Source organism: Pseudomonas migulae (genome assembly GCF_024169315.1).
Taxonomy (GTDB): Bacteria; Pseudomonadota; Gammaproteobacteria; order Pseudomonadales; family Pseudomonadaceae; genus Aquipseudomonas; species Aquipseudomonas migulae_B.
Genome location: NZ_JALJWR010000001.1, coordinates 2,763,610 through 2,774,094 on the forward strand (window position 1 = coordinate 2,763,610; position 10,485 = coordinate 2,774,094).

The 10,485-nt window shown below is 61.3% G+C and carries 9 protein-coding genes; all 9 read right to left on the reverse strand.

Features of this window, described 5'->3' with window-relative positions:
* Positions 1 to 18: 18 nt before the first annotated feature.
* The 9 genes from lpxC to murD all read right to left on the reverse strand — a co-directional run bounded on the left by lpxC (position 19) and on the right by murD (position 10,481).
* Positions 19 to 930, reverse strand: coding sequence for a UDP-3-O-acyl-N-acetylglucosamine deacetylase (gene lpxC, locus J2Y86_RS12620; RefSeq protein ID WP_017340679.1), 912 nt, complete (start codon positions 928 to 930; stop codon positions 19 to 21).
* 112 nt (positions 931 to 1,042) lie between these two features.
* The gene (ftsZ, locus tag J2Y86_RS12625; RefSeq protein ID WP_017340680.1) at positions 1,043 to 2,236 is read right to left on the reverse strand and encodes a cell division protein FtsZ; all 1,194 of its coding nucleotides are present in this window, start codon (positions 2,234 to 2,236) and stop codon (positions 1,043 to 1,045) included.
* A gap of 69 nt (positions 2,237 to 2,305) precedes the next feature.
* Positions 2,306 to 3,565, reverse strand: coding sequence for a cell division protein FtsA (gene ftsA, locus J2Y86_RS12630; RefSeq protein WP_253431696.1), 1,260 nt, complete (start codon positions 3,563 to 3,565; stop codon positions 2,306 to 2,308).
* Positions 3,566 to 3,580: 15 nt separating this feature from the next.
* Complete coding sequence (locus J2Y86_RS12635) at positions 3,581 to 4,450, reverse strand: cell division protein FtsQ/DivIB (protein WP_253431699.1); 870 nt, start codon at positions 4,448 to 4,450, stop codon at positions 3,581 to 3,583.
* Between the two features lie 4 nt (positions 4,451 to 4,454).
* Positions 4,455 to 5,411, reverse strand: coding sequence for a D-alanine--D-alanine ligase (locus tag J2Y86_RS12640; protein ID WP_017340683.1), 957 nt, complete (start codon positions 5,409 to 5,411; stop codon positions 4,455 to 4,457).
* On the reverse strand, positions 5,408 to 6,868 hold the full coding sequence (gene murC, locus J2Y86_RS12645; protein WP_253431702.1) for a UDP-N-acetylmuramate--L-alanine ligase: 1,461 nt from the start codon (positions 6,866 to 6,868) through the stop codon (positions 5,408 to 5,410). Before murC ends, J2Y86_RS12640 begins: the two co-directional genes overlap by 4 nt.
* Positions 6,861 to 7,931, reverse strand: coding sequence for an undecaprenyldiphospho-muramoylpentapeptide beta-N-acetylglucosaminyltransferase (murG, locus tag J2Y86_RS12650; RefSeq protein WP_253431704.1), 1,071 nt, complete (start codon positions 7,929 to 7,931; stop codon positions 6,861 to 6,863). Before murG ends, murC begins: the two co-directional genes overlap by 8 nt.
* Positions 7,921 to 9,138, reverse strand: a complete 1,218-nt coding sequence (gene ftsW / locus J2Y86_RS12655) for a putative lipid II flippase FtsW (protein ID WP_437180660.1) — start codon at positions 9,136 to 9,138, stop codon at positions 7,921 to 7,923. The genes murG and ftsW overlap by 11 nt, the downstream gene beginning before the upstream one ends.
* Positions 9,135 to 10,481 carry a UDP-N-acetylmuramoyl-L-alanine--D-glutamate ligase gene (murD, locus tag J2Y86_RS12660; protein ID WP_253431708.1) on the reverse strand — a complete coding sequence of 449 codons (1,347 nt, stop codon included), beginning with the start codon at positions 10,479 to 10,481 and terminating at the stop codon, positions 9,135 to 9,137. The genes ftsW and murD overlap by 4 nt, the downstream gene beginning before the upstream one ends.
* Between the last annotated feature and the right edge of the window lie 4 nt (positions 10,482 to 10,485).

The window sequence follows — 10,485 nt, forward strand, 5'->3', positions numbered from 1 at the left end:
AACTAGAGAGGTTTTTACTTACACCGCCGCAACCGGACGCATGTAAGAGATCGGTGCAGTGCTGGCGTCTTCGAAAGTCACGACTTCCCAAGCATCTGTCTGCTCAATCAACTTGCGCAGCAGCTGGTTGTTCAATGCATGTCCGGACTTGAAGCCCTTGAACTCACCAATCAGGCTATTGCCCAGCAGGTAGAGGTCACCAATTGCATCGAGGATCTTGTGCTTCACGAATTCGTCTTCATAGCGAAGACCGTCTTCGTTCAGTACGCCATCCGCGTCGACCACAATAGCGTTTTCAACGCTGCCGCCGAGTGCGAGGTTGTGCTTGCGCAGGTACTCGATGTCACTCATGAAACCAAAGGTACGGGCGCGGCTGACTTCTTTTACGAACGAAGTGCTGGAAAAATCCACGCTTGCACTTTGTGTGCGGTTACGGAAAACCGGGTGATCGAAATCGATCTCGAAACTCACCTTGAAGCCTTCGAAAGGGACGAAAGTGGCGCGCTTGTCGCCGTCTTCCACTGTCACTTCCCGCAGGATCCGGATGAACTTCTTCGGTGCGTCCTGTTCTTCCAGGCCGGCCGATTGAATCAGGAATACGAAAGGTCCAGCGCTACCATCCATGATCGGGACTTCGGACGCGGAGAGCTCGACGTAGGCGTTATCGATGCCCAGGCCAGCCATGGCCGAGAGCAAGTGCTCCACCGTATCCACTTTGGTGTCACCACTGACCAGCGTGGTCGACATCGTGGTTTCACCAACGTTTTCCGCGCGGGCAGGAATCTGCACCACAGGGTCGAGATCGGCACGACAAAACACAATGCCGGTGTCGATAGGTGCGGGCTTGAGGGTCAGGTATACCTTCTCCCCGGAGTGCAGGCCTACACCTGTGGCACGGATAATATTTTTCAGTGTGCGTTGTTTAATCATGGCTTGGGCCGCTTCAGCGCAAATTGCGAACTGGTATCAACAAAGGCTGGCGATAATAGCAGACCAGACCTTTGCTGAACACCAATCACCTTCATAGCCCTGATACATTCCATTAATCGGCCTGACGACGCAGGAAAGCCGGGATGTCCAGGTAGTCCAGATCATCTTGCGGATTCATCTTCGCGGCAGTCGCAGCACCGGCCTGAGCCTGGTTGCGCATGACGGTCGGACGGTCCAGATCACGGTAGTTCACCGCTGGCGCTTCCTGACGAGCGGGAGCCGATTGTTGCGGCTGCGACGCCATGGAGGTGTGAACGGTGTTGTCGATGACCTTCACAGGCTTCTCGATTTTCGCGCCCAGACCAGTGGCAACCACAGTCACGTGCAGCTCGTCGCGCATGTCCGGATCGATAACGGTACCGACCTTGACCATGGCGTGCTCGGAAGCGAAGGCTTCGATGATGCTACCCACGTCGGAGTACTCACCCAGAGACAGGTCAGGACCGGCGGTGATGTTCACCAGGATGCCGCGTGCACCTTGCAGGTTCACGTCTTCCAGCAACGGGTTGCGAATGGCCGCTTCGGTGGCCTCGCGTGCACGGTTCGGACCGCTGGCGCAGCCAGTGCCCATCATCGCCATGCCCATTTCGCTCATCACGGTACGCACGTCGGCAAAGTCGACGTTGATCATGCCCGGACGCTTGATGATGTCGGAGATACCGCGAACGGCACCGGCCAGTACATCGTCAGCCTTGGCGAAAGCCGACAGCAGGCTGGCGTCCTTGCCGAGGATGGTCAGCAGCTTCTCGTTGGGAATGGTGATCAACGAGTCGACGCTTTCGGACAGCAGACGAATACCTTCGTCGGCGATCTGCATGCGCTTGCGACCTTCGAACGGGAACGGACGGGTCACCACCGCAACGGTGAGGATCCCCATTTCCTTGGCCACTTCAGCAATGATCGGCGCAGCACCGGTACCGGTACCGCCGCCCATGCCAGTGGTGATGAACACCATGTTGGTGCCCTGCAGGACTTCGGCAATGCGCTCACGGTCTTCGAGAGCGGCCTGACGACCTACTTCAGGGTTGGCGCCAGCGCCGAGACCTTTGGTCACGCCGGTGCCCAGTTGCAGGATGGTCCGTGCGCCAATGCTCTTGAGCGCCTGGGCATCAGTGTTGGCGCAGATGAATTCAACGCCTTCAATGTTGCTCTTGACCATGTGATTGACAGCGTTGCCGCCGCCTCCGCCAACACCGATAACCTTAATGACCGGGCTTGCGGGGATGTTGTCTACGAGTTCGAACATTTTCCCTCTCCTTTGATTCTCTAGTTTTTTCGCCTACTGCCTGTATCTACAACGGTGCTGCGGTAATTCTCAGAAGTTGCCTTGCACCCAGCTCTTGATGCGATCGATCAAGGCGGGTTTCGGCTCTTCATTGCTGTAGCTGTCGCGGCTGCTGATGCCCGAGAACGAAATCCCGTCGGACTGCTTTTGCAGGCCGTACATCAACAAGCCAACGCCGGTGGAATAAATCGGGTTGCGCACCACGTCGTCCAGACCCTTGACGCCATGGGGCACGCCCAGGCGGACCGGCATGTGGAAAATCTCTTCGGCCAGTTCGACCGCGCCTTCCATCTTCGACGTACCACCGGTCAGCACGATGCCGGCCGGGATCAGGTCTTCGTAGCCGCTGCGACGCAGTTCGGCCTGGATCAGCGTGAACAGCTCGTCGTAACGCGGCTCGACCACTTCGGCCAGGGCCTGGCGGGACAGCTCGCGCGGTGGACGGTCGCCAACGCTTGGCACCTTGATGGTTTCACCGGCACCGGCCAGTTTGGCCAGGGCGCAGGCGTAGCGGATCTTGATCTCTTCGGCGTACTGGGTCGGGGTGCGCAACGCCATGGCGATGTCGTTGGTCACCTGATCGCCCGCAATCGGGATCACGGCGGTGTGACGGATTGCGCCTTCGGTGAAGATCGCGATGTCGGTGGTGCCGCCGCCGATGTCGACCAGGCACACGCCCAGCTCTTTCTCGTCGTCGGTCAGCACCGAGTACGCGGACGCCAGTTGCTCGAGAATGATGTCGTCGATTTCCAGACCGCAGCGACGCACGCATTTTTCAATGTTCTGTGCGGCGTTGACGGCGCAGGTCACCACGTGAACCTTGGCTTCCAGACGTACGCCCGACATGCCCAGCGGCTCACGAACGCCTTCCTGGTTATCGATCACGTAATCCTGCGGCAGGGTGTGCAGCACGCGCTGGTCAGCCGGGATCGCGACGGCCTGGGCCGCGTCGAGTACACGCTCGAGGTCGGCGGAGCTGACTTCGCGATCACGAATAGCGACGATGCCGTGGGAGTTCAGGCTGCGGATGTGATTGCCAGCCACGCCGACGAACGCCGAGTGGATCCGGCAACCGGCCATCAGCTGCGCTTCTTCGATGGCGCGCTGGATCGACTGCACGGTGGACTCGATGTTCACCACCACGCCTTTCTTCAGGCCGCGGGACGGATGAGTGCCGATCCCGACGATTTCCAGCGTGCCGTCGTCCGAGACCTCGCCTACCAGCGCCACCACCTTGGAGGTGCCGATATCGAGACCGACGATCATTTTGCCGCTTTGCACGTTTGCCATGGGTCCTGCCTCTTCTTAATTCTTCGCGACAGCGGGTTGGGCTGTCGTGGGCGCTACAGGTTCCCGCCAGCCAACAGCGAGGCCGTTGGCGTAGCGCAGATCGATGCGCGCAATGTTCGTAATCTGTTCTTTAAGCGTCTTGTCGTAGATGGCAATGAAGCGGCGCATCTTTTCCACCAGGTTGCCCCGGCCCAGCAGCAGTTCGATCCCCGGGCCCGAGCTGCCGGCACCGGTGGTCAGGAACCAGCTGCCCCGTTCACGCAACTCCAGGCGTGCAATCGAGAAGCCCAGCGGCCTGAGCATCTGGCTCAGCACCTGGTATTGCTGCATCACTTGCTGCTGAGCCCGTTGTGGGCCGAACAGCTGTGGCAAGTGTTCGTAGTTCGCCAGCTCACGCGGGGTGAACGCCTGACCCTGGTTGTTCAACAGCGATTCATCGCCCCAACGGGCCACCGGCAGTTGTTCTTCCAGGCGGATCACCACTTGATCCGGCCACACCCGACGCACTTCGGCGTGGGCAATCCAGGGCATCTGTTCCAGCTCGGTGCGCATGCTCGCCAGGTCGATGGTGAAGAAGCTCGACGCCACGTACGGGGCGATCCGCTGCTGCACCGCTTGCTGGCTGATGTAGCTCAGGTCGCCCTGCACCGCGACCTTGGTGATCGGCCGGTCGGCGTACGGCAGCAAACGCTGTGCGCCTTCGTACGTACCGAACCCCACCGCAACCAACATCACCGGCCAGAACAAAGCTTTGAGAAAACCAAAATTGGCTTTCGGCAGGCGCGCGGACATCGGCTCTTTCGCCACCATTCGGCTGGCACCCCGTGGCACCGGCTTGCGGCCGGGTGCTGGTGGGGGCTGATGTCGAAGCTGTGCGCCTTGCATGGTATTAACCTCGCGCCTCAATGCTTGCCGCTAGAATCGCCAGAACCAGTTGCTGGAAATCCAGACCGGCAGCACGGGCCGCCATCGGCACCAGACTGTGATCGGTCATGCCCGGTGCGGTGTTGACTTCGAGGAACCAGAACTGCCCGTCGGCGTCCTGCATCACGTCTGCCCTGCCCCAACCGGCGATACCCAGCGCCTCACAGGCTTTCGCCGTGAGGTCCATCAGTTCTTTTTCCTTGGTGCTGTCGAGGCCACACGGAATCCGGTACTGAGTATCGGAAGCCACGTACTTGGCGTCGTAGTCGTAGAAACTGTGCGTCGTGCCCAGGGCAATCGGTGGCAACACCTGGTCACGCAGGGTGGCGATGGTGAACTCCGGACCTTGAATCCATTGCTCGACCAACACTTGCGAATCATAGGTACTGGCCGCTTTCCACGCGTCGATCAACTCGGACGCGGAGGTCACTTTGGCCATCCCGATACTTGAACCTTCATGGGCCGGTTTGACGATCAAAGGGAAGCCCAGTTCCGTCGCCGCCGAAATACAATCGGCCTCGGAACTCAGCACCGCGTGACGTGGCGTCGGAATGCCGAGGCTGTGCCAGACCTGTTTGGTGCGCAGCTTGTCCATGGCCAGTGCCGAAGCCAGGATGCCGCTGCCGGTGTACGGAATGCCCAGGCATTCCAGCAGGCCTTGCATGCTGCCGTCTTCACCGCCACGACCGTGGAGGATGATGAAGGCGCGGTCGATTTTTTCGTTGAGCAAACGCTGCAACAGGTCATCGCCCACGTCGAGACCGAACGCGTCCACACCGGCGCTTTGCAGCGCGTCGAGAACCGCGTTACCCGACTTCAGGGAGACCTCACGCTCGGCACTCTTGCCGCCGAACAGCACGGCGACGCGGCCGAAGTCTTTCGGCGCGATCGTGGAGACGAGGTTGGCGTAAGCAGCAGTCATTTCAACTTCCCCACGCTCGGCGCGGCAACGGCGCCAGCGAACAACGGACTCTTCAACAATTTCGGTGCAAGACCACCAATATCACCGGCGCCCTGGCACAGCAGGATGTCGCCGGCACGCAGCAGCGGCTTGACCACCGGCGCGAGGTCGACACCGCGCTCGATGTAGATCGGGTCGAGCTGGCCACGCTGGCGGATGCTGTTGCACAGCTTGCGGCTGTCGGCGCCCGGGATCGGCTCTTCACCGGCCGGATAGACTTCCATCAGCAGCAGGACGTTGGCGTCGGCCAGTACATTGACGAAATCGTCGTACAGGTCGCGGGTGCGGCTGTAACGGTGCGGCTGGTAGACCATCACCAGACGGCGCTCCGGCCAGCCACCGCGCACGGCTTTGATTACGGCGGCAACTTCGGTCGGGTGGTGACCGTAGTCGTCGACCAGCATCACGCTGCCGTCTTCGACCGGCAGTTCGCCGTAGACCTGGAAGCGTCGGCCGACACCCTGGAACCCGGACAGGCCCTGGACGATGGCTTCGTCGCTGACGCCTTCGTCAGTGGCGATGCAGATGGTGGCCAGCGCGTTCAGCACGTTGTGGTTGCCCGGCATGTTCACCGAGACGTCCAGCGGCTCGCGGTCAGGTCGCAGGACGGTGAAGAAGGTCTGCATGCCCTGCTGACGCACATTGATTGCGCGCACATCGCAGTCATCGCCGAAGCCGTAAGTGACGGTCGGACGCTTGACCTGCGGCAGGATTTCACGCACCACCGGGTCGTCCAGGCACACCACCGCCAGACCGTAGAACGGCAGGTTGTGCAGGAACTCGACGAAGGTTTTCTTCAGCTTGTTGAAGTCACCGTCGTAGGTCGCCATGTGGTCGGCGTCGATGTTGGTGACCACGGCCACCAGCGGCTGCAGGTGCAGGAAACTGGCGTCGCTTTCGTCGGCTTCGGCGATCAGGTAACGGCTGGTGCCGAGCTGGGCATTGGTGCCCGCCGCATTCAGACGACCACCGATGACGAATGTCGGGTCCAAACCACCGGCAGCGAACACCGAAGCGATCAGGCTGGTGGTGGTGGTTTTGCCGTGCGTACCGGCGACGGCGATGCCGTGGCGATAGCGCATCAGCTCGGCCAGCATCTCGGCGCGTGGCACCACTGGAATGCGGCGTTCCAGCGCGGTGGCGACTTCCGGGTTGGACGTGTTCACGGCACTCGACACCACCAGCACGTCGGCGGCGGCAGCGTTTTCGGCGCGGTGGCCGATGAAAATCTGTGCGCCAAAGGATTCCAGGCGCTCGGTGACCGGCGAAGCTTTCAGGTCGGAACCGGACACGTCATAGCCCAGGTTCAGCAACACTTCGGCGATCCCGCACATGCCCACGCCGCCGATACCGACGAAGTGGATGCGACGGATGCGGCGCATTTCCGGTTGCGGCATGGCTTTCTGATTCTCAACCATGGGCCACCTCCAGGCAGGTATCGACCACGTTACGGGTCGCATCGGGTTTGGCCAGGCGGCGTGCCGCAGTGGCCATGTCGGTGAGTCGTTGTGGTTGCATCAGGACCTCTGTCAGGCGTGCGGCAAGATCCGCTGCGCCAGTCGTTCTTTGCGGCATCAGGAAGGCAGCGCCTTCACGGGCCAAATAATCGGCGTTGCGGGTCTGGTGATCGTCGATCGCATGGGGCAAGGGCACCAGCATCGAGGGCAGACCGGCGGCGGCCAGTTCACTGATGGTCAATGCGCCTGCGCGGCACACCACCAGGTCGGCCCAGCCATAGGCGTGGGCCATGTCTTTGATGAAAGGCTGCACTTGCGCCTCGACGCCAGCCGCGCGATAGCGCTCTGCAGTCACTTCATCGTGATTTTTGCCGGCTTGATGGAACACTTCCGGGCGCAGGTCGGGAGCGACGTGCGACAGGGCTTCAGGCAGCAACTTGTTCAACGGTTCTGCGCCCAGGCTTCCGCCCAGGATCAGTAAACGCGCCTTGCGACCGGCCAGGGCTGGTCGCGGTGTGTCGAGGAACAGCTCGGTGCGCACCGGATTACCGGTGGTCCGTCGGCTGTCCGACAGGGTAAAGGTGTCGGGGAACGCTTCACAGACTCGGGCGGCCAACGGCACCAGCAACCGATTGGCGGTACCGGCCACGGCGTTCTGTTCATGAACGATCACCGGCACACCGGCCAGTTTGGCTGCAACGCCGCCAGGTCCGGTCACATAACCACCGAAGCCGACCACGCACACCGGCCGCAGCTGGCGAATGATCGCCCGCGCCTGCCAGACCGATTTGAGCAACATCAATGGCGCCTTGAGCAGGGACAATTTGCCCTTGCCGCGCAGACCGCTGGCATTGATCCGATGCAGCTCGATACCGGCCATCGGCACCAGATCGTTCTCGATGCCACGCGGCGTCCCGAGCCAATGCACGGTGTAGCCGCGCGCCTGAAATTCGCGAGCGCAGGCCAGCGCCGGGAACACGTGGCCACCGGTGCCGCCCGCCATGATCAGAACGTTAGCGCCCATGGGTCGACTCCTCGGCGAAGTCACTCTCATGAAACTCCATCTCTTCGCTGCCGAGGTGGGTTCGACTCTCCCACTCGATGCGCAGCAACAAACCGAGACAGGCACAGCAGATCACCAGCGAACTGCCGCCATAACTGAGGAACGGCAGGGTCAACCCTTTGGTTGGCAGCAGGCCGACGTTCACCCCGATGTTGATCAGGAACTGACCGATCCACAGGAATGACAAGCCGTACGCGATATAAGCGGCAAAGAATTGCTTGGCTTTCTCGGCCCAATAACCGATGTACATGCCACGAATACAGACGAAGACGAACAGTGCGACCGTGCACAAGGAACCCACGGCACCGAGCTCTTCGGCCAGGACCGAAAACACGAAGTCGGTGTGGGCTTCCGGCAGGTAGAACTGTTTCTGCACGCTGTTGCCCAGGCCAACGCCCAGCCATTCGCCGCGACCAAACGCGATCAACGCCTGCGACAACTGATAACCGGCACCGAACTGGTCAGCCCACGGATCGGCAAAGTTGGTCAAGCGCGCCATTCGATACGGCTGCACTTGAATCAACAGCACCACCGCCGCGACCGCCAGAACCACCATCAAGGAAAAACGGAACAGCCCGACCCCGCCGAGGAACAGCATCGCCGCCGCCGCGCCCATCATCACCACGGTGGCACCGAAGTCCGGTTCCATCAGCAACAGACCCGCCATCGGCAGCAGCACGATGAACGGCTTGAAGAAGCCCATCCAGCTTTCACGTACTTCTTTCTGGCGACGCACCAGATAACCGGCGAGGTAGATCACCACGAACACCTTGGCGATCTCGGAAGGCTGAACGTTGAAGAAACTGAAACCGATCCAGCGCATCGACCCGTTCACCTCACGGCCGATCCCCGGAATGATCACCATCACCAGCAAACCGAACGCACCAATCAGCATCAGCCAGCCCAGGCGTTGCCAGGTGGCGATCGGAATCATCATGGTGACGATGCAGGCCGCCAGGCCCAGCACCACGTAGATCAAATGGCGAATCATGTAGTACAGCGCGCTGCCTGACTGCACGGCCGCCACTTCGGTCGAGGCCGATGCAATCATGACCAGACCGAGGCCGAGCAAGGCCAGGCAACCGGCGAGCATCGGGAAATCGAGGTCGATGCCGCGCCCGGTAATGAGCGGCGAAGGATACGGCTTGATGATGTTAAGCAGGCTCATGCCAGATCCTCCACGGCGCGGACGAACTGGTGACCACGGTCTTCGTAATTCTTGAACATGTCGAAACTGGCGCAGGCCGGCGACAACAGCACCACGTCGCCCGGTTGCGCAGCGGCGCGGCATTGCTCAACCGCTTCGACCAGTGAACCGGCGCGGATCAGCGGCACGGCGTCGCCAATGGCCTCGCCGATCTTGTCGGAGTCGCGGCCCATCAGGATCACGGCGCGGCAGTTGGCCGCCACCGGATCACGCAGATCATTGAACTCGGCACCCTTGCCGTCGCCACCGGCGATCAGCACGACCTTGCCGTCGATGTCCGCGCCCAGGCCTTCGATGGCGGCCAGTGCGGCGCCCACGTTGGTGGCTTTGGAATCGTTGTAATAGCCCACGCCATCGAGGTCACGAACCCACTGGCAGCGATGCTCAAGCCCGGCGAACGTGCGCAGGCTCGACAGCATGGCCTCGAACGGCAGGCCGACCGCGTGGCCCAGGGCCAGGGCCGCCAGGGCATTGGACTGGTTGTGCGCACCGCGAATTTTCAACTCGCGCACCGGCATCAGGTTCTGGAATTCGAAGGCCAGGTATTTCTCGCCGTCCTCTTCCCGGATACCAAAGGCCTTGAAATCGGGCTTGCCCAAACCGAAAGTCCAGCAAGGCTGGCCTTCGCCAATCAATGGACGGGTCAGTGCGTCCTGACGATTGACCACAAACTGTTTGGCGCCGCGGAAGATCCGGTGCTTGGCCAGATGATAGGCCGGCAGACCGCTATAGCGGTCCATGTGGTCTTCGCTGATGTTGAGCACGGTCGCCACTTCGGCGTTGAGTTGATCGGTGGTCTCGAGCTGGAAGCTCGACAATTCCATCACGTACAGCTCGACGTCATCGCGAAGCAAATCCAGCGCCGGGGTGCCAAGGTTGCCGCCGACGGCGACACGCTTGCCCGCCGCAGCCGCCATCTCGCCCACCAGGGTGGTCACGGTGCTTTTCGCGTTGGAACCGCTGATGGCCACGATCGGCGCCTTCGCATTACGCGCGAACAGCTCGATGTCGCCGGACAATTTCACGCCACGGGCCGCAGCGGCCTGCAGGGCCGGGGTCGCCAGCGCCAGACCAGGGCTCACGTAGAGCTCGTCGGCCCGGCACAGGAATTCGACGTCCAGCTCGCCACAACGCACTTCCACGTGCGGATAGTCACGCTTGAGCGTGGCCAGTTCCGGTGGATTTTCCCGCGTATCGGCGACGGCAAACGACGTGCCCCGGTTCGCCAGGAAGCGAACCAGGGACATGCCGCTCTTGCCGAGGCCGACAACGATGCGGAAGTGGTCAGAAGCGATCAGAGACACTCGT